The sequence below is a fragment of the Treponema denticola genome (assembly GCF_024400535.1).
Taxonomy (GTDB): domain Bacteria; phylum Spirochaetota; class Spirochaetia; order Treponematales; family Treponemataceae; genus Treponema_B; species Treponema_B denticola_C.
The window spans coordinates 2,553,845-2,577,493 of sequence record NZ_CP038800.1 but is presented as its reverse complement, the minus strand read 5'-3'; the positions used below and the strand labels follow the sequence as shown (position 1 = coordinate 2,577,493).

General features: G+C 36.8%; 22 protein-coding genes, 1 tRNA gene and 1 pseudogene. 16 read left to right on the top strand and 8 right to left on the bottom strand.

The features are described 5' to 3' along the window. Position 1: 1 nt before the first annotated feature. The 3 genes from E4N78_RS12220 to E4N78_RS12210 form a co-directional block, all read right to left on the bottom strand. On the bottom strand, positions 2 to 1,474 hold the full coding sequence (locus E4N78_RS12220) for a M16 family metallopeptidase (RefSeq protein ID WP_255810811.1): 1,473 nt from the start codon (positions 1,472 to 1,474) through the stop codon (positions 2 to 4). Then, positions 1,471 to 2,934: a M16 family metallopeptidase gene (locus E4N78_RS12215; RefSeq protein WP_255810810.1), complete on the bottom strand. Its 1,464-nt coding sequence runs from the start codon at positions 2,932 to 2,934 to the stop codon at positions 1,471 to 1,473. The genes E4N78_RS12220 and E4N78_RS12215 overlap by 4 nt, the downstream gene beginning before the upstream one ends. 118 nt (positions 2,935 to 3,052) lie before the next feature. Then, positions 3,053 to 4,297, bottom strand: a complete 1,245-nt coding sequence (locus E4N78_RS12210) for an MFS transporter (protein ID WP_255810809.1) — start codon at positions 4,295 to 4,297, stop codon at positions 3,053 to 3,055. Positions 4,298 to 4,437: 140 nt separating this feature from the next. Between E4N78_RS12210 and E4N78_RS12205 the strand changes: the two genes are divergently transcribed. From E4N78_RS12205 to E4N78_RS12170, 8 genes are all read left to right on the top strand, one after another. Continuing rightward, positions 4,438 to 4,803 carry a GntR family transcriptional regulator gene (locus E4N78_RS12205; protein WP_255810808.1) on the top strand — a complete coding sequence of 122 codons (366 nt, stop codon included), beginning with the start codon at positions 4,438 to 4,440 and terminating at the stop codon, positions 4,801 to 4,803. A gap of 17 nt (positions 4,804 to 4,820) precedes the next feature. Then, the gene (locus E4N78_RS12200; protein WP_255810807.1) at positions 4,821 to 5,690 is read left to right on the top strand and encodes an ABC transporter ATP-binding protein; all 870 of its coding nucleotides are present in this window, start codon (positions 4,821 to 4,823) and stop codon (positions 5,688 to 5,690) included. Between the two features lies 1 nt (position 5,691). Then, positions 5,692 to 6,384, top strand: coding sequence for a hypothetical protein (locus E4N78_RS12195; protein WP_255810806.1), 693 nt, complete (start codon positions 5,692 to 5,694; stop codon positions 6,382 to 6,384). 168 nt (positions 6,385 to 6,552) lie between these two features. Next, on the top strand, positions 6,553 to 6,753 hold the full coding sequence (locus tag E4N78_RS12190; protein WP_255810805.1) for a hypothetical protein: 201 nt from the start codon (positions 6,553 to 6,555) through the stop codon (positions 6,751 to 6,753). A gap of 55 nt (positions 6,754 to 6,808) precedes the next feature. After that, positions 6,809 to 7,546 (top strand): DUF6895 family protein, encoded by a 738-nt coding sequence (locus E4N78_RS12185; protein WP_255810804.1) that lies wholly within the window; start codon positions 6,809 to 6,811, stop codon positions 7,544 to 7,546. Between the two features lie 123 nt (positions 7,547 to 7,669). Next, positions 7,670 to 8,266: a hypothetical protein gene (locus E4N78_RS12180; RefSeq protein ID WP_255810803.1), complete on the top strand. Its 597-nt coding sequence runs from the start codon at positions 7,670 to 7,672 to the stop codon at positions 8,264 to 8,266. 62 nt (positions 8,267 to 8,328) lie between these two features. Further along, entirely contained in the window at positions 8,329 to 10,029 is a 1,701-nt protein-coding gene (locus E4N78_RS12175) for an ABC transporter ATP-binding protein (protein WP_255810802.1), read from the top strand. A 68-nt stretch (positions 10,030 to 10,097) separates the two neighbouring features. After that, positions 10,098 to 11,093 carry a lipoate--protein ligase gene (locus tag E4N78_RS12170; protein WP_255810801.1) on the top strand — a complete coding sequence of 332 codons (996 nt, stop codon included), beginning with the start codon at positions 10,098 to 10,100 and terminating at the stop codon, positions 11,091 to 11,093. 1 nt (position 11,094) lies between these two features. Here E4N78_RS12170 and E4N78_RS12165 read toward each other — a convergent pair whose 3' ends face one another. From E4N78_RS12165 to E4N78_RS12150, 4 genes are read right to left on the bottom strand one after another with little or no spacing between them, the layout of a single operon-like run. After that, positions 11,095 to 11,697 (bottom strand): ATP-binding cassette domain-containing protein, encoded by a 603-nt coding sequence (locus tag E4N78_RS12165; RefSeq protein ID WP_255810799.1) that lies wholly within the window; start codon positions 11,695 to 11,697, stop codon positions 11,095 to 11,097. Continuing rightward, positions 11,681 to 12,073 (bottom strand): DUF1667 domain-containing protein, encoded by a 393-nt coding sequence (locus tag E4N78_RS12160; RefSeq protein WP_255810797.1) that lies wholly within the window; start codon positions 12,071 to 12,073, stop codon positions 11,681 to 11,683. The genes E4N78_RS12165 and E4N78_RS12160 overlap by 17 nt, the downstream gene beginning before the upstream one ends. Then, entirely contained in the window at positions 12,066 to 13,385 is a 1,320-nt protein-coding gene (locus tag E4N78_RS12155) for an NAD(P)/FAD-dependent oxidoreductase (RefSeq protein WP_255810795.1), read from the bottom strand. The genes E4N78_RS12160 and E4N78_RS12155 overlap by 8 nt, the downstream gene beginning before the upstream one ends. Next, a complete protein-coding gene (locus tag E4N78_RS12150) occupies positions 13,382 to 14,851 on the bottom strand; it encodes an NAD(P)/FAD-dependent oxidoreductase (RefSeq protein WP_255810794.1) in 1,470 nt (489 codons plus the stop codon). Before E4N78_RS12150 ends, E4N78_RS12155 begins: the two co-directional genes overlap by 4 nt. A 114-nt stretch (positions 14,852 to 14,965) precedes the next feature. Between E4N78_RS12150 and E4N78_RS12145 the strand changes: the two genes are divergently transcribed. The 6 genes and pseudogenes from E4N78_RS12145 to E4N78_RS12115 all read left to right on the top strand — a co-directional run bounded on the left by E4N78_RS12145 (position 14,966) and on the right by E4N78_RS12115 (position 19,016). Then, a tRNA-Lys gene (locus tag E4N78_RS12145) sits at positions 14,966 to 15,038 on the top strand. A gap of 166 nt (positions 15,039 to 15,204) precedes the next feature. Further along, a complete protein-coding gene (locus E4N78_RS12140) occupies positions 15,205 to 15,600 on the top strand; it encodes a rhodanese-like domain-containing protein (RefSeq protein WP_255810793.1) in 396 nt (131 codons plus the stop codon). A gap of 98 nt (positions 15,601 to 15,698) precedes the next feature. Continuing rightward, the gene (locus E4N78_RS12135; protein WP_255810792.1) at positions 15,699 to 16,319 is read left to right on the top strand and encodes a DbpA RNA binding domain-containing protein; all 621 of its coding nucleotides are present in this window, start codon (positions 15,699 to 15,701) and stop codon (positions 16,317 to 16,319) included. Positions 16,320 to 16,403: 84 nt separating this feature from the next. Beyond that, a pseudogene (locus E4N78_RS12130) lies at positions 16,404 to 17,475 on the top strand (DUF2804 domain-containing protein). Further along, complete coding sequence (locus tag E4N78_RS12120) at positions 17,472 to 18,167, top strand: YgjP family zinc-dependent metalloprotease (RefSeq protein ID WP_255810789.1); 696 nt, start codon at positions 17,472 to 17,474, stop codon at positions 18,165 to 18,167. The pseudogene E4N78_RS12130 and the gene E4N78_RS12120 overlap by 4 nt, the downstream one beginning before the upstream one ends. A gap of 255 nt (positions 18,168 to 18,422) precedes the next feature. Continuing rightward, the gene (locus E4N78_RS12115) at positions 18,423 to 19,016 is read left to right on the top strand and encodes a hypothetical protein (protein WP_255810788.1); all 594 of its coding nucleotides are present in this window, start codon (positions 18,423 to 18,425) and stop codon (positions 19,014 to 19,016) included. Between the two features lie 116 nt (positions 19,017 to 19,132). Here E4N78_RS12115 and E4N78_RS12110 read toward each other — a convergent pair whose 3' ends face one another. After that, on the bottom strand, positions 19,133 to 21,232 hold the full coding sequence (locus tag E4N78_RS12110; RefSeq protein ID WP_255810787.1) for a methyl-accepting chemotaxis protein: 2,100 nt from the start codon (positions 21,230 to 21,232) through the stop codon (positions 19,133 to 19,135). A 734-nt stretch (positions 21,233 to 21,966) separates the two neighbouring features. Between E4N78_RS12110 and E4N78_RS12105 the strand changes: the two genes are divergently transcribed. Both E4N78_RS12105 and E4N78_RS12100 read left to right on the top strand, forming a co-directional pair. Continuing rightward, positions 21,967 to 22,851, top strand: a complete 885-nt coding sequence (locus E4N78_RS12105) for a YitT family protein (RefSeq protein ID WP_255810785.1) — start codon at positions 21,967 to 21,969, stop codon at positions 22,849 to 22,851. A 62-nt stretch (positions 22,852 to 22,913) separates the two neighbouring features. After that, positions 22,914 to 23,558 carry a hypothetical protein gene (locus tag E4N78_RS12100; protein ID WP_255810784.1) on the top strand — a complete coding sequence of 215 codons (645 nt, stop codon included), beginning with the start codon at positions 22,914 to 22,916 and terminating at the stop codon, positions 23,556 to 23,558. Positions 23,559 to 23,649 lie beyond the last annotated feature (91 nt).

Sequence of the window (23,649 nt, the reverse complement as noted above, 5' to 3'; positions counted from 1 at the left end):
TTTATTTTTTTACATTACCGGTAAATTTCATAAACTTGGATTTATCCAGTTTTGACAAGGTAGCGGAATCCGCAACGACTATCCAGCTTACTTTTCCGTTCACTATATAATCATTTGTAACCCTTATAATATCCTCAGAGGTAATTGCATTTATCTTATCTATCATTCGCAGATACTCATAAGGATTTCCATAATAGGCTTGACTGTACATAATTTGAGCGGCTGCATCCGAATTGGTAAGTTGGTTTCCGAAAAAGCCGTTGATAAATTTGGATTTATAGGCTTCAAGGTTTTCGGCAATCGGTGCATAAGTGTTTCCGCTTGATTTTGTTACGCTTCCTTCACCGGATTTTATTCCCTGTCCTTTTAGGTTAATTGTTTGTCCTGAAGCTAATACTGCAATCGCTTCATCAAAGGCTGTCTTTGCTTTTGTGGGTTTATCCGATTTAAAGACTACAAGGGAGCCATAGGTTGAATTAAACCCGTGAGCGTTTGTCCATACCGAATAACAAGCAGCATTTTGAGTTCTTACAATTTCAAAAAGAAGTTCGTTTAAGATTGTATAGGTAAATCTTAATGTTGTAAAATCTTTTGATTGTACGGGCGGAATTATATAGTCTCCTCTTATGTAAGCAATTCCCTTGGACTCTTCAAAGGCTTCCGTAAAAAGATTTTGTTTTATGTCAAGCTTTTTTACTTCGGGTATCTTATTTTGTTTTACAGGAATTTTACCGACGGTTTTGTTTAGTTGTGAAATGAGATCCGATGTTTTAAAGTTTCCTACTGCAACGATGAACATTCTATCGGCTGTAAGTTTTTCGGCATACCATTGTTTTAAGTCTTCAATTTTTATAGTTGAAACGGAGCTTTCCGTTCCGTCTTTTTCGATAGAATAAGGATGGTCCTTAAAAATTTTTTCGTGAAGCTTTGTTACGGTAAAATCATAAGGATCGCTCATTCGTTTTTTGATGTCCATTAAAGCCGCTTTTTTTACAAGTTCCAATTCTTTTTCATTAAAGACAGGATTTATGATCGAATCGGTAAAAACATCGAGCATTTGATTCCAGTATTTGTCGATGGTAGTCAAATTGAGCCACGAAAGATCTATTCCGGTATTTGCACTCATGGTACTTGAGTTTTCAGAAGATATTTTTTTTATGTCTTCATAGGAATATTTTTTTGAACCTCTCAGCATCATACTTAGAGTTAAAGATTCCAAACCGTCTTTTCCTTGGGGTATAAGGGCGAGACCGCCTGAATAAACTACACTCATTGTGAAGATTCTATTGGTATCTTGTTTTTTTACAATTACCTTAATTCCGTTATCCAAGCTATATTCACTGATCAAAGGAACATTGGACTTCATAAAGCTGCTTGCATTGTCAAGCCCTTCAATTTTCGGGGCGGGCGGAGTTGTTTTGCATGAAAACAACAGTGCAATTATACATAGTGTAATAAATATCTTTTTTTTCATTTTTTATCTCCCCACCAAAAACAATTTTCTCTGGTTATAAGATTAAAGTTTTCTTTTTTAAATGCTTCAATTTCATTTTTATAGTCTTCGGCATTCATTCTTACAATGATAATCGGCTGATTTTCTAAAACATATTTTTGTAAAAATGAATCGATATCGGCCTTTGTTACCTTGTTCATATTTTTAAGATAATTGAAAAAGTAATCGGCAGAAGCTGATGACCACCAAAAGGATAGAGTTTCAACAAAGTCGTCCGGTTTTTCCAAGCCTAAAATTTCAGCATCTTCCAATTGACGCTTTACAATTTCAAATCCTTTTTTTTCAAAATAGGCGGCATCGTTTTTAGTTTTTTCTATTTCAGCATAGATTGCTTTTTGGAAATTTTTAGCACGTCTTCCGGTTGGGACTGAGGGATCGACAAGAGCTACAGAGCCGAAGCTGATTTGGCCTCCATCCCTTTGGGTATAATAATTTGCCCAAGTTTGATCTTTTTCATAAAGATTGGGAACGGCTTCAAAAATATTCTTTTTAAATTGACCTGATGGCAGATCGTAAAGCGAAGTCCAGATATCGGCGGCATAGGTAGGTTTAGGCTCTCTAACTACATCAGGCCCCCTCATATACGTATAAAAAACCGCAAGCCCCTTATAAAAACTGGGATCCGGATATACGAGATAAAGAGGTTCTTTTACGGCAGGGAAAGCTTGAGGATCCGGCATGGGGTTCCAAGGATCTTTTCCTTTTTCCCAATCTCCGTAGTATTTTTTTACTTCATTGTAAACCTCTTTAGGATTTACATCACCTGCAACGAAGATTGCCGCATTATTGGGAATATAATAAGTCTTTTGCATCTCTTTAAGCATTTCAGGAGTTGCAGCTCTGATAACCGCATCATATCCTCCGACATCACGCCTCCACGGATATTTTGAAAACATCCTTTTTGTTACAGTTGCACTGATAGGAGCTCCCGGATTAGCTCGATTTCCGTTGATTTCGTTACATACTACATCTTTTTCGATTTCGAGTTCTTCTTTATCGAAAAGAGGATAGCGCATTGCATGAGACCAAAACTCCAAGCCCTTATCGGTTTTGTCAGAAGGCAAGGTTATGTAATAGGTTACATATTCGGTGGAAGTTCCTCCGTTCCAGCCTGCTACGCCCAGCTCCGTCATGGCTGCCGAAAATTGTGTTTCGGTTTGATACTTTTTATTTCCTTTAAAGAGCATGTGCTCATATAAATGGAAAATTCCGCAAGTTTCCGGCGTTTGGGTAAGGGCTCCGCACCTAAATGTTACCTGAATACGGGTAAGGGGTACTGCATGGTTTTCGAGTACAAAGAGCTCCAAACCGTTATCAAGCTTAAAAAAGCTCAATCCCGGAACAGGTGTGGATTCGGCAAACACAGGGCTGATCAGCATTAAAATGATAAGCATTGCCGAAAAAACTTTAATACGTTTCATTCAATTTCCTCCATAAAAATATTAGATCTAAACATTATCACCTAGACCATAGAATAATTGTAACACAGGTATTAAAATTTTTCCAGCTAAAAACTATTTTTTTTAATTTTAGAGGAGCCTATTGATTGTCTACATAATCGGGCAGTCTTTTTTCGATACTTGTTACGGTTTTGTTTAAACGCATGAGAAGACAGCTTATAATCAGCAAGATTCCGGATATAATAAAGATGAGGCCTATACCTCTGCCCTTTTCATTCATAAGAGGTTCAAAAACATAATCGGCAAGGGGGCCTGCACATAGATATGCAATCGGTGTAATTGCCGCTAAAATGGCAGTCATAAGAGCACCGACTCGTCCTAAAACATTTCTTTCTATCTTAATTTGAAAAATAGACATGAGGAGAGTGTTTACATATGGAACGGGAAACATAAAGATAAAAAAGCCGCCCGTAATGATAATCCGGTTGAGCGTTGTTCCTGAAATTATAGGCCCTATGCTGCACAAGGATAATATTAAAAGAATACGTTTTATTTTATTTTTAGTATCGGGGATGAGGCTTGAACAAAGTCCTCCTAAAAGCATGGCAAGGCCTATGCCGGCTTGTACATTACCGTAAGCTTGAGAATTGTAAACACTCATCATAAGCGGTCCTAACAAAATCATTGAAAGGCTTGCAATAAAATTTAAAAAAGCAAAAAAAACTATCAGCTGCATTAAGCCTTCTTTTTGTATAAGATATTTCCATGCGTATTTCAGATCTTTAAGAGCCGCTAAAACTAAAGAGTCCTTTGTTTTTTCAATTAATGGCTGAGGTATTTTTATAAAAGCAATGGAAGCTAAAGCAAAAAAGAATGAAACAAAGTCGATGATAAATAATCCTTTTAATTCTATCAGCGGATATAAAAAGCCTGCGATAACAGGAGCTAATAAATTTTGTATCGCAGATGAAAACTGTAAAAGTCCGTTAGCTCGTGTAAGCTTATCGGTAGGTACAAGCATGGGGATAGATGCACCAAAGGCCGGATTTTGAAATGTGCCCAATGTCCCTGAAATAAATACCAACGGGTAGACCATCCAGAGTTCAAGTTTGTTAAAGATGAGAAGGGTAACTATTAAAATTTTTAAAAAGGCATCGATACTGTCGGTAAGAAGAATAATAGCCTTACGTTTTTTTCTATCGGCAATTGAGCCTGCAAAAGGGGCAAACAATAAAGCCGGTAAGACCGTGCATGCTGCACTCATTGCAAAGGATGCCGCGTTTCCCGTTTTTTGAAAAATCCATATTCCGAGTCCGAAGGCAGAAAGAGCCGAACCTAACATCGAAATAAATTGTCCGAACCAAATAACTATAAATGTTTTCATTGTGTTTTCCTTAGAGCAATTCATTCTATGCTTTTTATATAAATTGTCAAGAAGTTTTAATTTTTTCAATTTCCCTCTTGACAAAGATTGTTATTCTGTATATATTTAATATATACAGAATAACAGGAGGCGGAGTAAGAGTGAATATTTTTTTAAATAATTCTTCAGGGATTCCTCTTTATGAGCAGCTTTCAGAACAGATAAAAAATCAAATTTTATTAGGCTCTTTAAAAAAAGAGGAGCCGATGCCTTCGATGAGGGCTTTGGCGGCATCTTTGCGTGTGAGCGTCATCACTACAAAGCGGTCTTATGAAGACTTGGCTCGCGAAGGCTTTTTGTATTCGGTTCCTGCAAAGGGGTATTTTGTTGCCGATGTAAATTTTAAAAAGATTGAAAAATCAATAAAAAAAAGTATCGAAGAAAAATTAAAAGAAGTTTGCGGTCAAGCAAAAAAAATTAATCTAAATGCTGAGGAACTATATGAAATCCTTAGGCGTATTTATTAGGTTTATAGGGGGTGTTTATGATATCCGATGATGTATTAAAAATCGAAAAACTTACATTTTCGATAGGACGCGGTAAAAAGGTTTTTTCGTTAAACGATATTTCTTTTTCGCTTCCGAGGGGCTGCGTTACGGGTTTGATAGGAGAAAACGGTGCAGGGAAAACAACCCTTATCCGCCTCCTTCTTGATATGTACTTGCCTGAAAGCGGAAAAATTTTTCTCTTTGGTGATGAGCTTAAAAGAGAGAATATAGAAATAAAGGAAAAGATAGGTTTTGTTATAAACGATAATTTCTTTTCTCCATTATATACGGCTAAAAAGGCAGGAAAATTTTTAGCGGGAATTTATAAAAATTGGAATCAGGAGCTTTATGAAAAATATCTAAACGATTTTAAAATTCATCCTTCAAGGCTTTTGACTGCCTTGTCTTCGGGAACTATGCAAAAGCTTCAAATTGCTATAGCCCTCTCCCACGGGGCAGAGCTTTTGATTTTAGATGAGCCTCTTAATTTTTTAGATCCCGTTTCTAAAAAAGAATTTTTAGATCTTTTAAGAAACTTTATGCTTGATGAAAATCATTCGATTTTAATTTCGAGCCATCAAACAAATGAACTTGAAAAAATTTGCGATGAGATTATTTTTATAAGCGAGGGTAAAAAGGTTTTTGATTCTTCTTTAGAAAATATAAATAAAAATTACGGGCTTTTAAAAATAGATGAAAAAACTTTTAAGTCATTTTATAGTAATGATTATATCGGTTATAGAAAAACCGACTATGCTTATGAGGTTTTGGTTTCGGATAAGGGAAATCAAAAATTTACCGGAATGGTTTGCGAAGATGCAAGTCTTGAAGATATTATGTATTTTTATACGAGGAGAAAAATTTAAAATGAAAAAAATAAGGGCTATAATATTTAATTCTATGCATAGTGTAAATTTTGTATTGGGAGGAATTTTTTGTTTAATAGGTTTTATCGAAATGATTATCGGTATGCTGATGCCAATACCATTGGCAATGAAGATATTGTTTTTTCAAGGTTTAATATTTTTTTGTTATGGCCTTATTACAAATCAGTTTAGTCTATATGATCAAACTTTGGTTTTTATCTTAACGCCGGTAAGGGGAAAAGAATTTTTTAAAGCTAAACTTATTTATTCGATTTTTACTTCCTTTTTTGCGCTCATGTTTTTAGGTCTTATTTTATTTTTAATAAATATTTTTATTCCGATATGGGATCTTAAATTTATGATTTTTATAGGGCTCATTTTGTTTCCGTTTATAATTGCTTTTAGTATGATCTTATCAGCCTTGTCCATTAAAGGCGGCCTTCTCAGATTTATTATTATGATTGTAGGATACGGCTTATTTCCTGCAGTATCTATGATTATGATTTCAGATTTGCCTAATTTGGAATTGATAAAATCTTTTTTTGAAAGAGTATCGTATCCCTTGTTTATTCTTGCGGTTTATATTATTTCTTCACTTATAGTTTTAATTTCTTATTTTATAGGTAAAAGGAATTTTAACAAATTCAGGTTTAAAAGTTTTATGATTATGAATCAACGGAATAGGAGGGGGTAAGGAGAATTAGGGAAATTTGAAACTTTATAAAAACTGATTTTGTCCATATTATTACAAATTTTAAGATTTTATTAAAAATATAATATTTTTGTAATAAAGACTTGACTTTTTTTGTGGGGGGGGGGTATACTTATTTCCAAAGATGAATTTTAAAGATAAGGATAGGAAATGCTTAAATTTTTTAAAAAGGTATTTAGACCCTATGCGAAAAAAAGATTTTCAACTGATGATCTATTGGCCGAAGCAATTTTTTCCGGCGGTATTTTTATCGCTAATAAAGATAATCATTATATCCTTGTACAGTGGGCTGATGACCTTGTTGAAAATATAGATAATTCCGTTTTGAACACTGTCATTCCTTTGGTGTAAAATTATGTATCAGAATTTAAGTAAAAAATCGTTAAGTTGGATAAAATCTAATTTAATGACTTTTCTAAAATTGGCAAAAATCTCATATAAATTAGGTTTTGTGTATAAAGCCTCAGCCGAATTGCTCTTCACTTCTATTTTTAAAAATCATAATGATGAATTAGACAGCGAAATATCTTTTAAATTAAAAAACATCCAAAAAAAGAAACCGATTTTTAACAGCATTTCACAAAAAGATTTCGGCAAGATCATTTTAATGATTTTTTTTAATAAAGAGCAAAATTTTACAAAAACGGCATTAGATAGTGTAAATTTATTACCGTATAGAGAACAGCTGGAATTTTCTATGTATCTATCTTTATTAAATAATTCCCCTTCAATTAAATTGCCGGATGACAAGATTCTGGAAAATACTCTTATACATCAAAAACTTTCCGCCGGTAATTTTGAGATAATGGACATATATGAACTCACGCATGAAATTATGTATCTCACTATGTTGGGAAGGAATAAACATCAAATTTTATCGGATAATTTAGAATACCTGCGAGCTGTTATTCACAGTCTTTTAGATAGAATGATAACGGAAAAAAATATAGATTTAATTGCAGAATTAATATTGGTAAGTCAATTATTGAATATTGAGCTTGACGGAAAAATAAAAGACAATTCTTATGTATTGTTGGATGCTTTTTTGGAACAAAATATAAATAAGTGCGGTATAAGTATAATACTGAATAAGCAATTTAATAAGATATATCATCAAATGCTTGTTATTTCTTTATTGAGGTAAAACATTATGGATTTACATTTATACGAAAAGTATTCAAAAAAGTATCACAAAAAAGCAAGATTAGGTATAACATTAAAAACATATTTGCTATCTATTAAAACTTTTTCAATTTATACTAAGCTTATGGGTAAAGATGCTTTTTTTTGCCCTGAAGTAAATAGTTTTTTCTCAAAAAAACAGGTTAGTGATTGGCTGATATTTAAAGACATCCCTCGCTCATATATCTTTAATTATATAACTGCCAGCCGTCTATTAAGCGATACACAGTTTAAAGAATCTTTTTTAGATACTCCTATTCCTGAGTATATAGATAAAAAAGAATTTCTAACTTTTACCGAAGATCCCTCCGCCCGATTATTAAAGGACCTTATTCAAAATAAACATCTTGAAAATTTAGATTATTATAAAAATTTGGTAAAAATAATAAACGGAAAACAAACTCCTTTTTCTTTGTCTGAGATTTATTTTTTGTTGTGTTTTTCTGCCGCGTTTTCAAAAGAAGAATTATCGTCTTTAATATCAGACATAGAATTTTCATATCATTATAATAATTTAAAAGAAAATGCGGAATATGAACTTCTTCTTTTAATGCTTCTTATAGAAAATTCTGATATTAAAGATAAAGAAAAAGATTTAAAACTCATTTTAAGAAGATTCGATAAATTATCTTTTGATGGTAAATTTATAATTACGGCTTTATTGCACATATACCGCTATTGAATATTTATACTGAAATTGATAAGATGGCTTTGTATAAAAGTTTGTTGAGGAGAACTTAATTTATGGATAAATCGGCATTTAAGAAGTTAAAAAAAAAGGTTCCTATAAATATGGGATCTATTGTTTTTGCCTGTGTCTTGGTCGGGCTTGGAACGGTTGTAAGTTTTGCAATCCCTTGGTTTGCTAAACTTATTTTAGACGGGACTGACAGCAAACAATATCTTATAACATTAACCTGTGCGGTTTTGATTTCGGCAGCGGTAAGCGTTATAGGCAGATATATATTTAATAAATGTGCAATTGTGTGGATTTCTAAGCTGCGTTCCGATATTGCAGACCATATTTTCGGTGTTAAAATGAAATTTTTTAACAAAAAAAATTCCAGTGAATTAAGCAGCGAGATATTAAACTTTACCGAAAAAATAAAAGACCTGTTTACTTCAACTACAATGCATCTGATATCGATAGCTATAAGTTCCATAAGTGTTGCGGTTCTTTTTGTTTTAAGCTGGAAACTCACATTAGTGATGATGGGTTCTTTGCTTGCTCTTGTTATAGTTATTTCACCTATCAGTTCTATGAACTCTAAGGTGTACAAAAAAAATCAAGAAGCTCTCAATAAACTTATCGGTGCTTTAAGCAGTATTTTTTTAGAAATAAAACTTGTTAAAAGTTATACAGCCGAAAAAACCGAAGCAATGCGGATAGGTAATTTAAATACGGAAGTAAAAAAATTATCGGTTAAATCCGTTAAGATTGAAGCCGGTATAGAGCCTGTCATTATGACAATCTTTATACTAAATTTGTTTTTTATCTTTGTATACGGCGGTTCTTTGGTTGCAAAAAATGAAATGACCATAGGTGCTTTGATCGCATTTTGTTTATATCTTTTTCAAATAATTACACCCATGGTTAATATAGGAAACTTTTTTAAGGATATAAAAAGCTTAAATGAAATATCGGATAATATCGTAAAAATATTTGAACTTGAAACCGAAGAAACCGGAACAAGACCGGTGGGCGATGTTTTAAAAACCGAAAGCATTAAATTCGATAATGTTTCATTTAAATATGACGATGATGCGGTAATTTTAAAGGACTTGTCCTTAGAGATAGAACCTAAAAAAACTATAGCCATTGTAGGGCCGAGCGGAAGCGGTAAGTCTACTCTTTTTAGTTTGTTGGAACGCTTTTATAATGAGTATGAAGGAAGAATCGATATTGGAAATACAGACATAAACGAATTTGATTTAAAGGACTGGCGTAAAAAAATAAGCTATGTTCAGCAAATAAGCTCAACGACAGAAGACAGTATTCTTAACAATCTTACTTACGGAAATGACAACCCTGTTCCGCCCGAACTTATAGAAGCCTCTCTTAAAAAAGCAGGTATATATGATTATGTAAACAGCTTACCCGAAAAGTTAAATACCATTGTGCAAGAAAAGGGAAGTAACTTTTCAAGCGGGCAGCTCCAGCGTCTTATGATTGCAAGAGCCTTAATCAAACAGCCGGATATTCTCCTCCTTGATGAAATAACTGCAAGCTTGGACAGTGAAAATGAACTTTTGGTAAAGACTACTTTAGATTCTATAAAGAACGAAAAAACTATTGTAATCATTGCTCATCGTCTTTCAACGGTAACAAGTGCGGATAAGATTGTATTTTTAGACGGAGGTAAGATAACCGGAATCGGTACCCATGAGGAGCTTTTAAAAACTCATGCCCTATATGAAAAATATGTAAATAACCAATTGATATAGGGTGACTCTAAAACTTCTTTTGGAATTTCTATATTGAATAAAAATTTATTTTATTGTATAGTGATTTTATGAAATACTTAGAAACTTATTCAAATGATCCTGAATATAATTTGGCTTTTGAGGAATATTGTTTTAGGCATCTGCCGCTTGAAAACGATGAATACTTTTTTTTATGGCAGAATGGGCCTGCCGTAATTATAGGTAAAAATCAAAATGCTTATCAGGAAGTAAACGATGATTATGTGAGTGAGCATAATCTTAAGGTTGTCCGCCGCATAACCGGAGGCGGGGCCGTATATCACGACCTCGGCAATTTAAATTTTTCTTTTGTTGCAAAAACAAAGGAAAATCAAACGATTGATTTTAAACGCTATTATATTCCGATTATAAATGCCTTGGAAAAAATCGGCGTTAAGGCGGAGCTTTCAGGCAGAAACGATGTTACTATCGACGGACAAAAATGTATCGGTGCTTCACAGTCTGTTTGGCAGGGCAGGGTTTTGAGTAACGGCTGTATTCTTTTTGATGTCCGTTTGGAAGAACTTTCAAAAGCTCTTAATGTGCGTAAAGAAAAGCTTGAATCAAAGGGCGTAAAAAGCGTTCGAGCCAGGGTTACAAATATAAAGCCCCACTTAAAGCGGGATATTTCGGTTTCGGATTTTAAGGCCGAATTATTAAAAGCCATCTTTGAGCTTGAAGGTCAAGAACCTGTAGAATACAAACTTTCCGCCTCGGAGCTTGAGGGTGTAAAAAAAATATATGCCGAAAGGTTTTCCCTTAAAGAATGGAACTATGGAGCTTCTCCCAAGGCCGAATACTCCCACTATGAAAGGTTCCCCATAGGAAGCATTGAGGTGTTTTTTAACATTAAAAATGCAAAGATTTCCGGTTTAAAAATTCACGGAGACTTTTTCGGTACAAAGGATGTTGCTGAAATTGAAAAACTCTTGGAAGGCTGCGAATACGAAAAAAATGCCGTAAGCAAAAAACTCGCGGAAACCGATTTAAAAGCCTATTTCGGTGCAATCGAAAAAGACGAATTTATAGAAATGTTTTTTAGGTAAACTATATCTCAATTATCTTGTCGGCGATTTTTTTTGCAAAGGGTGCATCGTGGGTTACGCAGACTGCGGTGCGCTTTTCTTTTTTGACAATCGATAAAAAAAGATCGGCAACCTTGTACTTATTTTTTTCGTCGAGGGAATCGAATGCTTCATCGAGAAGAAGAAGCGGAGCGGGATAGCTTAGCGCTCTGGCAAGTCCTGTTCTCCTTTGCATTCCTCCTGAAAGCTCGGCGGGTAAAAAGTTTTCAAAGTCGGAAAGGCCTAAAGCTTCTAAATAAAAAAGAGCCTTTTTTTTATTTTCAAGTTTTGAAGAATTTTTTGAATTCAAAACATATTCTATATTTTCTACGGCAGTTAGATGAGGAATAAGGCGCATGTCTTGATAGGCCATTGCATAGCTTCCGCGAGCCGGCCGGTTTTCTATTCTTCCCGATTTTAATTCAAGATTCCCTGAAATAATTTTTAAGAGGGTGCTTTTTCCGGCCCCCGATTCGCCTAAAATACAGGTAACTTTTTGTGCAAGGATTTCAATATTGAGGTTTTGAAAAACCTTATGCTTTGAGTAATAAAAGGTTCCCTCATGTATTTTAATCGGCCTTTCCATTTTTAATCCTTACTGAGCGGCTTGCGACTATATCTATTCCTGTATTCAGCACATTTTCAATTATCACATCGCCCATCTTTTTAGGAGCCTGAGTTTTGACGGTGTTTATTTCTTTCATTACATCGAAGATTAAGGCCTTAGGAATTGGGCTTGAGGTTTTTACGGGAAGGGAGGGAAGAACTCCGCCCTCGATTATTACGGTAGAGCTTATGTTTCTTCTAGGGTCCTTAATTTCCTGCATCGCGTAAAGTTCGCCGCCCTTGCATAAATTTCCTGTAACGGTAATTTCTCCCGACTCTTCTTTAAATACCGAAAGTTTACAGCCCCGCGGACAGGATACGCATGTAAATTTTTCTTTTATCAATTCTCTACTCATCTAAAATTACCTCCGCAGTTATGTCTTGGGTTAGGGTCTTTAAGGTAATAAAGTTTAGGGGAATGTTTATCATCTCGGACGGAACCATCTGACTTGTTTTCTTTTGTGCAAGGATTTGTTCACCCGATTTGATTATCAGGCGGGCATTTTTATAAACCGAGTCAACTCTCATAAAGAGGGAAGCTCCGTCGATGTTCCCCGTATTTATTTTATTCGGAACAATGTAGCGGATTCCTTTTTTAGCCGTTGTTTTAATAAAAGCGGAACCTGAGGTGTTTGTGCCGAATTTATTTTCCGCGGCTTTACCCTTTTTATTGTTTTGGGCAAAGAGGGCTGCGTTTTTTCCGGCAGTTCTGCTTTCTTTTGTAACAAAGTCTACGATGTCATGAACATGGAGAACATTTCCGCAGGCAAAGATTCCGCTTGTTTCGGTTTCCATTCCATTATCGACAAAGGCTCCGTTCGTTATCGGGTTGAGAGCTATGCCTGCCTTTTGGGTAAGCTCGTTTTCGGGGATTAGACCTACGGAAAGAAGCACCGTATCGCAGGAAAATCCTTTTTCGGTTCCGGGGATTTCCTTAAAGGAAGAATCTATTTGGGCTATTGTAACTCCCGTAACCCTGTCCTTTCCGTGGACGCAGGATATGCTGTGGCTTAAAAAAAGAGGAATACCGTAGTCTTCAAGGCATTGGGCTATGTTCCGGTTTAGGCCGCTTGAGTAGGGCATGATTTCGACAACCGCCTTTACCTTGGCTCCTTCTAATGTCATGCGGCGGGCCATAATTAAACCGATGTCCCCTGAGCCGTAGATTACTACTTCTTTTCCGACAGAAAAGCCTTCGATGTTCATAAGGCGTTGAGCCATGCCTGCATTAAAAACTCCCGATGGGCGGTAACCTTTTAGTGCGATAGCTCCTGCCGTGCGTTCTCGGCAGCCCATAGCAAGCACTACGGCTCCTGCTTTTATTTTTTTTAATCCTTTTGCGCCGATGAAGGTAATTTCTCTTTCCTTTGTTAAATCTATTACCATTGTATTGAGAAGGATATCTATGTCCTCTTTTTTTACCATGTTTATAAAGCGTTCTGCATATTCGGGGCCGGTTAATTCTTCTTTAAATTCGTGAAGGCCGAAGCCTGCATGGATACATTGATTTAAGATTCCGCCGAGTTCAAAATCTCTTTCTATTATGAGAACGGAAGATGCTCCGTTTTTTTTAGCTTCGAGGGCTGCCGCCAAACCTGCCGGGCCTCCGCCTATAACGGCGACCTCGTATTCGTTCTTACAATCTTTTTTATCGTTTATGTTTATCATTCCGCACCGCCCTTTAGTTTTCCGTAAACAATCGGAGAATTTTTTCTGTCCTTTTGAATTTTTTCAATCGGGATTTTTAATTCTCTTGAAAGGATTTGGAGGACATGGGGCTCGCAAAAGCCTCCCTGACATCTTCCCGAACCTGGGCGTACCCGCCTTTTTATGCCGTCAACCGTGCGGGCTCCCGCAGGGCGGTGAATAGCTTCGACGATTTCGGCTTCGGTTACGGTTTCGCAGCGGCAGATAACATGGCCGTAGAGCGGATTTTCTTTTATAAGAGAATCCTGTTCTTCTGCACTAAGGCCGGCAAAATGTCTGATTGCTCTTCGATTTTCGTTAAAGTTTTTCTTTTTATTGAAGGGAATTTTTAAGTCATCGGCTTCTTTTTTTACGAGCTCTGCAACATATTCTCCGATGGCCGGAGCTGAGCTCAACCCAGGCGATTCGATTCCGCCTGCATGTATAATTCCCTTGGAATTTTTTGAAGCATATATCATAAAGTCTCCCGTATCGGGTCTTGCTCTGACCCCTGCAAAAATACGGATGGTGTTTTTAAAATTGAGGGAGGGTACGGTTTTTAGAGCCTTTTCTTCTACCTGAGCTAAACCTTGGGCTGAAACGGAGGTGTCTTCGGCATCGCCGATATTTTCTGCTGAAGGACCGACTAAAAAATTCCCGTGATAGGAGGGGAGAACTAAGATGCCCTTTCCCATCTTTGAGGGGGCCTGAAAACAGATATGATTTACAAGATTGGTATAGCTTTTATCGAAGAGGCGGTATTCCCCGCGGCGGGGAAGAATTTTAAAATCTTCATCTCCTGCCATCTTTGCAATCTTATCGGAATAAAGCCCCGCAGCATTTATCACCAGCTTGGTTTTAAAACTTTTTTCTTCCGTTTTGCTTGATTTGGTTTTGATTGTATAGGCTTCGTTTCCTTTTTCAATTGCGGTAACTTCATTTTCGGGAAGAAAGTCAACTCCGTTTATTACGGCATTTTCCATAAATGCCGCCGTCATATCGAAGGGACAGATTACCCCTGCCGTTCCGCAGTAGATTGCACCTACAGCTTCTTTTGAAAGATTGGGTTCTTCTTTTAAAAGCCTTTCCCTATCCCAGATTTCCAAGCCTTCAACTCCGTTTTTTAAACCTCGTTCGTAGAGGGTAGAAAGTTCTTGTTTTTCTTCTTCGTTGAAGGCTATAACCAGAGAGCCTAATTGTTTAAAGCGCAGATCCAATTTTTCTTTTAAGCTGCGTACTAAAAAATTACCTCTTACATTTAGCTTTGCCTTTAAAGAGCCTTCTTCTGCGTCATAGCCCCCGTGGATAATTCCGCTATTGGCCTTGCTTGTACCGCAGCCGAATTCCAATTCTTTTTCGAGGACGGCGATTTTTAACTCGTACTTGGAAAGTTCCCGTGCAATACAGGCGCCTACAACTCCTGCTCCGATTATTATTATGTCGTACATATCCTTTGATAATATCACTATTTTGAGGCTTAGTCTATATGAAAAAAAACGATTTTTATTCGATATAGCATTGACTTTTTTTTTAGATTCTTATATAATCAAAACTCGTTTTACGGGCCATTAGCTCAGCTGGTAGAGCAACAGACTCTTAATCTGTGGGTCGCAGGTTCGAAGCCTGCATGGCTCAATTTTTTTATTTGGTATTTTTTTCCTGATTATTTCATCTTCGAGTGAAATTTAAGTCTAAACTCTTCAATAAGACGTTAGTATCAATTTGAACAATATTTATTGACTCATAATAAGAATTTGTATAGATTCATATCATGTCAAAATATAATTTAGGAGCAATGACTATGAAAAAAAAGATTGTTTTTTTACTTATGGTAACTATGATTTTTATTTCGGCCTCGTGTGATAAAAAGGCCTCGGACAGTATTATCCGCATGAGCGGCTCTGAACTGGAATCTATATTAGCAGATAAGGCAGAAATAAAAAATTATCTTATAATTGATGTGCGTGAAGATGACGAGTATAAGGCAGGACATGTTCCTTATGCTATAAATATAAGCTTTCAAGAGCTTGAAAAGCGTATTTCAGAAATTTCCGATTGGAAAGAAAAAAATGTAGTTGTAATATGCCGTAGCGGAAGAAGGAGCCGCATAGCAGCCGAGACTTTGGTTAGACTAGGCTTTAAAAAGGTCTTCGATGCTGACGGTGTAATTAAATATAACTATAAATTGGAAAAATAAATATCTTATATTTAGCTTTTGATTTTATAAAAAACTCATTGAAAAGGGCTTGCTTAAAAAGCAATTATATGGCAATATAGCCTTTTAGGAGATATATCGTGTCAAAAAAAATTATGATCGAAGAGGAAGAACAGTTAATTTCTTCCCTAAAAGATGTTATCGAGGCTATTAAAACACAGGAAAATCCTGAAGAATTGAATTTATATCGATACATCTTTAAAAAAGCTGTCCCGCTCACGATGCGGTCTTATGTTGCCGCCTACCTTATTAAGCAAGCGGGAATCGGGGGAACCCGTATTTATAAAAGAGATGGCCGAAACGGTACAGGAAAAAATTCTTTTAGGCTAAACCCTGCAAAACCGGCAAGGCCGAAAGTAATATTAGCGGAAGATGAATCTACAAGCCTTTTTATTGGAGTAGGGCGTAAAAGAGGTATTTTCCCTAAGGATATTATCACCTTGCTGATTCAAGGTGCGGGGATTTCACGAGAACATATTGGAGATATCAGGATTTTGGATAATTATTGTTTTGTACAAGTTATGCAGGATGAGGCTGAAATTATCATTGAAAAACTTAATAACAGCTACTATCGAGGCAAAAACTTGACTGTAAGCCATTCAAGAAGGCCTGATGATGAAGATGATGCAGAAGCCGAAAAGACTTGTGATAATGAAAACTATGAAGATGTAGAAGACACGGACAGCCGAGCCGAAGAATAATGATGAAGCCCTCTTGAAGTTTCAAGAGGGCTTTTTTATTGCAGAGGCTTTTATTTTTTTGCAAATTATGCTAACATTATGCCTATGGTTAATGATGATTTGTACACACGCAAGATAGAACCTGCACCCGATAGGCCTGTACAAAACGGAAAATCGAATTTCGGCACTTTTTCAGGCTGCTTTAAAAAATTCGATATAAAAGGACTTTATCGGGTGTTCGGTAATCTTCCGCTTCCCAGAATAATTACCAATGGGCGGATTTCGGGAACGATGAGGTTTCTATTCTGCGATGATGATATAATAGGCGAAATAGCATTTTTTTCGTGCTATATTTTTTCCTTTATGGAAACAACTTTTTGGGTTCGTAAAACTCAGCAAAAATATGCCTATCGGCAATACCTGCCGGGCGGCTTTATTCATATTCCTAAACATATAAGATACAGCGTTACTGCCTGCCGCAAGTCATATAGATATGCCCGTATTTTTTCCCGCCTGTCGCATGGAAAACTTCATGCCGACTTTGACTTTTCTGCCCGAGACTCCCGCCCCTCATGCGAAGGCCGTTTGGATCTGGATATTCGGGATAAAGAAGCCTTGGATTTTTCGTGCGTAATTCCGAACTATGTAAGCCGGCGCTGTATGGCTATGTACATGCAGACAGGAACGGTAAAGGGCTGGATAAGTTTGGGTTATAACGAAGATATTCAGCTAAAAAAAGAAACGGCCGTGGGCGTTTTTGATGTGAGAAAGTCCTATACCGGTTTTAGGTCAAAGCGCACCCTTGTAAACGGACTCGGCAAGCTGGATGACAAGGCTTTGGTTTTTTATCTTGCAAATTCCGATAGCTGCTGACAGCAATAAGTATAATGATAATATGATGCTCTATGACGGGAAGCGTACCCCTCTTCCTCCGGTAAAAATAACCCGTCCCTTCGGCATCATGGGAAAATGGATAATACAGGACACCGAAAGCATGGTAGACCTTGTGTTTCTTCCTGTTTCAAAAAATTACAAAAGAGTAAATGCCGGAATTTTTAGGACAGAGTACAATACCGTTTACGGTCATTTTGAAGGTACCCTGTTGACAGCTGACGGAGAAGAATTAAAGCTAAAATCTTTTCCCGGCATAGCTAAAAAATATAATATCAGAATATGATGCTTAGAATAGAAGGAATGGAAATTGAATGGGCGGAATCAAAGGGGCGGAAACTCAGGCTTACCATATCGCCTAAGACGGCTATTCCCTGTATCCATGTTCCAAAAAACTATTCTCAAACTAAAGCCTTGGACTTTGTAAAAGAAAATATTGCATGGATCAAAAAACATCAAGAGCGAATAGAAGAAAAGATTTTTAAGAAGAATATAAAAGCCTCATTAAAGGAGGGCTCAACTGTAAGTTTATGGGGAGCCGATTATAAAATCAAAATACTGCACGCCAAAAAAAATGCAAGCGTCGCAGTCGATGAAGACTTTATTTATTTAAAAGAACCTTTCGGGGCGGATCCTAAAAAACGGTCTTCAATTTTGAACCGCCTTTATAAAAAAGAATTGGAGCTTTATGTGGAAGAAATCTTGCCCTTTTGGGAAGATAAGATAAAAGAATCCGCCTCCGAGATAAAATACAGGGATATGAAAAGCAAGTGGGGCTCCTGTAATTCTTATACGGGTATAATTACCTTAAACACAAAGCTTGCTGCCTTTCCTTGCGAATGTGCCGAAATGGTGCTGGTGCACGAGTTCGTTCATTTTAAGGAGAGGCTCCACAATGACCGCTTTAAGCGATACATGACTAAATATCTTCCCGACTGGAAAGAAAGAGTTAAGCTCTTAAATTCTGAAGACTATTAGGGGCGGAGACAATATTTTATAGTTAGTCAATTTTTATTGTTGGGCTTTTTTAATTTAACCGCGGAGGGCGCAAAGAACGCAAAGAATTTTTAAAGTGTCTTTGTAAAGGACATCTTAAATTATCCTTGGTGCTCTTTTTAAAACCATCGGCCTATTATCAGCTCATCGTTACCATTGGAAGCGGCTATCTATGTTTTTAGTCATTGACCACGATGTAAAAATAAGGTAAAATACATTTTATAAGGAGAACAGAAAATGAAAAAGATTATTTTAGTTCTATTATTTTTACTTTCTCTTTTTGGATGCTCTTTTTATAAAACAACACCATTTGTTGTTAAAAATAATTCTAATTGGAATATTGTTATCTCTGTTAACGATTGTTATGAAACAGGAAAAAAAAGAAAACATCTTAATTATATGATAAAGGCCAAGTCTTCTTATACATTGAATCTTTATACCAAAGGAGAATGTGACTTAATAAGTGTGAACGGGGCAAAAATAATAAAAAAAACCGGCTCGGAATTAATTTTAGAAAATGATATACCGAAAAAAATAAAAGCTATAAACCAAACCGGTAAAGATATTTTTTTATCAAATATACCGGCTTTGCCGTGTTCTTTAAATAGCTACTATGTCGAGCATTATATTCCATTATTTAGTTCTACCAAAATAGAAAGCATACACAACACCCATCTGTCATCAAAGGAAATAGACATATATGCATGGCAACTGGAAATTTCTAAAACAGATGACGAATTAAATAGTCTACCAATAGGAATCAAAAATACCGGAAATTTTAAATATAAATTTGAAAAAGTAGGAAATCAAATTTATCTGCATTTATTTTAAAAATGTTTTGAACATGGCCTAATAAAAGTACATTAATCGATAAGGGTTAATGTGTAATGAGTAATTAAGTTATCAGCTATCGATTACCGATTATTCATTACACATTATTAATTAATTTAAACTTTAAATTTTCCGACTTCTTTAGAAAGATTTTCAATGCTCTCTTTATTTTTTTGGCTTATCGTGTTTACTTCCTGTACGGCATTGCTAATCTGTACGGCACCGGAGGCCATCTCGTTCATACTGTCGGTGATGACGCGGGTAAGTTCATCGAGTTTTTGCATCTCCTGAGCAACATTCTCACCGCCGCGGAGCATTTCGGCAGAACCGTCATTTACTTGATTTGTTACCATATTGATGTCGCGGATAGCAGTAAGTACTTCCTTGCTGCCGTTTTCCTGCTCGCGCATAGCGTTCATTAGATTTTGGCTCATCGTTTTGACATGCTCTGAAAGGGCGAAAATGGCATTGAACTTTTCTTCTGCCGTTTTTGCAGAGTATGAAAGAGTTTCAATTTCTCCTGAAAGCACTTTAAGCGTTTCGGTAATGGTTTTACCTTGACTGGAAGACTCTTCAGCGAGCTTACGAATTTCGTCGGCAACGACGGCAAAGCCCTTGCCCGCTTCACCTGCATGAGCGGCTTCGATTGCAGCATTCATCGCCAAAAGGTTGGTCTGGCTTGCAATGTGTTGTATAACACTTGAGGCTTCCAATAGACCTCCTGACTCTTCGGCAATACGCTGGGTAACAGTGTTTGCTCCTGTAACTGTTTCCTTGCCGTCAGCCGTAGCGTTTGCAAGGGTTTTTATAACATCATCGGTTTTACCGAGAGTCTGTGTGATAGAAGCTATGTTTCCTACCATTTGCTCGACGGCGGAAGAAGACTCTGCAACACTCGCCGCTTGATTTTCAATATTGCTGTTCAGCTGTTTTATGGTGCGGATAATTTCTTCGATGGTAGCCGCCGTTTCGCTGACGCTTGCCGCCTGTGTAAGGGCTTGCTGCTTTACCCCGTCGATGTTCGCACTTATTTGGTGTACAGCACTTGCCGTTTCAGTCATATTGCTTGCAAGTTCGTTACCGATATTTGTCATGTCTATAGTATTTTTGCCGACGGTTTTAATCGACGAGCCGATTTTTTCTATTGTTTCATTGAAGTATTCAGATAAATCGGTAACTTCATCGTTGCCGTGTACGGGCAGGCGGACGGTTAAATCCCCTTCACCTTGGGCTATATCTTTAAGGGCCTCAACGACAACCTTTATAGGTTTTATCATGTGGCGGGCAACAAAAAAGACAACAATTAGAGCGGCTGCTAAAGTTATTGCTCCAATAACCAGCATTTTAATCCGAAGTTCATTGACGGTTCCCATGAATTCGTTTACGGGGGCATTTATAATAATAGTCCAGTCAGTTGTTTTCATCGTGGCATACGAAGCAATAAAATTTTCCCCTTTATATTCATAATATCCTACAGAAGGTTCGTCAATCTCTACTGCCATTTTTTCGAAAGCGGCACACGACGCGAGTGATGAATCGGTTTTAGCTTCTTCACGGGCATTTGAACGCGTCTTAACTAGGTTGAAATCTTTATCTGCGATGGTGGTTCCTGACTTATCCAGAATATAACATTCGCCTGTCTTGCCGACTACGATATCGTCAATTAGTTCCGAAAGTTTTTTTGCATCAATATCCGCTGCCAAAACACCTATGATATTGCGGTTATTGTCATATAACGGGACTGAAATGGTTAAAATAAATTTACTGCTCATAACGGCAATAAACGGTTCCGACAAAAAATTTTTCCCACTCATAGAGGCTTTAAACCAGCCGTATTCTTTAATTGAGATAACTCTGCCATCTGAAGAGTACATATTACCATGTGAGTCGGCAATAACCGGATCGAAGAGATCTTCGTTAAAGGCAATCTCTTTTTCCAGACGCACTGCTTTTTCTGCATAGGACAGTTCAGTATTACGGAAGGCAGGCATCCGGGCAAGTCCTTCAAAAAATTGCCATAAAGCAGTTACGCGACCGTCAAGAATTTCTGCCGTATCTGTTGCTTTGTCAATCAGATGCGTTTCAATCTTTTCGCTTACAGCTTTTCGGGCAGTACGCAATGCTATAAGGGTAAGAATAGTCCCGACTACAAAAATCAATGCACTGAACACAATCATCAATTTGTTCCGCAATGAAAAACGATGTTTCTCTTTCATTTTAATCTCCTCTTTTAGGATTATTATGTTTTTTGGATTGAATTGTCCCAATCCTTAAGACATCCGCTGAAAAATGTACATCCTTGTACATTTTTCAGCTTAGAGTTTTAGACTTGCGTCTAAAACTCTTGGAAGTTTGGAACCACCGCCGTCCATGGCGGTTGGGGAATGTACATCCTTGTACATTTTTCAGCTTAGAGTTTTGCATTAGCAAAACTCTTGCAAGTTTGGAATCACCGGCATCCGTGCCGGCTAATGAAATACCTCCTTGTATATTTATTAATTGCAAGTTTGTTGTTTTAATTTGTTGTACAAACTTGTTATTGTTTAAAACCTCCGGCTTCTTGTCGGGAATTATTTTTGAGAATAGTTTTTCTGTGTGCTCTTTGAAATAGTTTTTTTTGAAAATAGGTAATCGGCAGCACAGATATCCATTTGTTTGCAAAAATCGGGTAGTATAACCATTTTTTTTATTTTGTCTAGTAGTTTTCGAGAAAAAGTTTAATTTTTTTTCTAACAAAATACCGTGTTGCAGCATGGGCGGTATTATAGGGTAAAGGGGTGGAACTGTCAACTATGCGTGTTGTTTTATCCGTTTATTCAGAACGAGAAATTATATGTTGTTTGTCTGGTGCCTCTGTTGATTTTTTTAAGAAAATGGTGTAGTATAATTTCTGTTTGTAAATTCGTATCTGTTCTGTATAAAAAATTCTATTATTTGGAGAATGTACATTATGAATAAAATATTACCCGCCAAACATCTTTCTACAAAGTTTGTTATAGGTGTCTTGCTGGATACTTTTTGGGTTTCTGCCGGAAGTATAATAGCTGCCGTAGCTTTACAGTTTTTTCTTATCCCCGGAACAATTGCACCGGGCGGTGTCAGCGGTTTGTCGGTTGCAATCGAAAAACTGACCGGTATAAGAGTTTACATATCGAATTTAATTATAAATGTTCCTTTATTTATTTTTGGAGCAAAACTTCTAGGTAAAAAGTCCGCCATTTTTACCCTCCTTTCTATTTTGGTGCTTTCGGGGGTCTTGGCTATTTTGCCCCAAGATTTTGTGTTTACCAATGACCTTTTTTTACAGGCAACTTTCGGAGGGATCCTATTAGGCGTAGGTTTAGGGATTGTGTTTAAACGCGGCGCTACTACAGGGGGAACAGATCTTGCAGGAGCTATTGTAAACAAGCATTTTCCCGGATTAAGTATAGCAAAGGGAATGGCTATAGCCGATTTTGTAATAGTAGCCTTTGCAGGTGTTGTAGATAATAATCCTAACACCTCACTTTATTCTTTAATAGCTCTTTTCTTTTGTACAAAGATAGCGGATATGATTCTTGACGGTTTAAGTTACTTTAAAGGCTTTTTCATTGTCAGCTCTAAGCCGGATGAAATCGGAGACGCTCTTATGAATAAATTGGAAAGAGGTGTTACCCTCCTTAAAGGAGAAGGCATGTATTCAAAGCAGGATCGGCCTGTGCTGCTCTGTGTTGTAAGCCGTGCTCAATTTGTCAGAGCAAAAGAAATAATAACCGAAATAGATGAAAAGGCTTTTATCATGGTCTGCGATATGCAGGAAGTTTACGGCCTCGGCTTTAAACAAAAAATAAAGTAAACGGCTGTTTAGTGATTGATAAGTCATTGACGGCAGATAGATAATTATGGTACATTTTAGATATGGATTCAGGAATTTTTATAACGGATAATAGATTAAAGTTTTCTCAAGACCTTGCAAACCGCCTTAGAGATAAGGGCTTAAAGGTTTGTCTGACATCGGAATATCGGGGAGACGATGAAACAAAGAGTACTACTACCGAAATAGAGTGGAACCGTTCATCTCTTTTTTCTTTACAAGCTATTCCTCTTAAACTAAAAAATATAAATATTGCAGCTGATACATCAGTTTTAGTTTTTGATGCTCCGGCTTATTCCAAAATATATTCGGTAACGGAAGCCCTTTCAATAGACAAGACTATAAGCGATCTTGTTTCGGCAAATGCCGCTCTTTCCCTTGTTTTAAAAAACTACTATATAAAAAAAGCACAAGGCCGCTTAATCTTTGTTCACCGCGATGCGGATATTCCTTGCGGTAATCCTAATGTTTCGGCTGCCTCTGCGGCTTTTGCCCGTATTGCAGAAGAAACGGTTGATGCTGTAAGAAAGGCAGACCTTCCCGGTGTGCAAACACTTTTGGTAAAACTTGAAGGTTTTGAAGATGAGACCTTTGTCGATTGGATATGCAATCAGATAGCTTCACCGGTTTTGTCCCGAAGTCCCGGACGATGGGTAAAAGCAGGGCAGCGCAGCTTTTTCGGTAAATAAGAGTTTACAGTTATAACTGTTTAATTTAACCGCCAAGTTCGCGAGGGACGCGAAGAAATTTTAAAGGAGTCTTCATAGAGATTCTTTAATT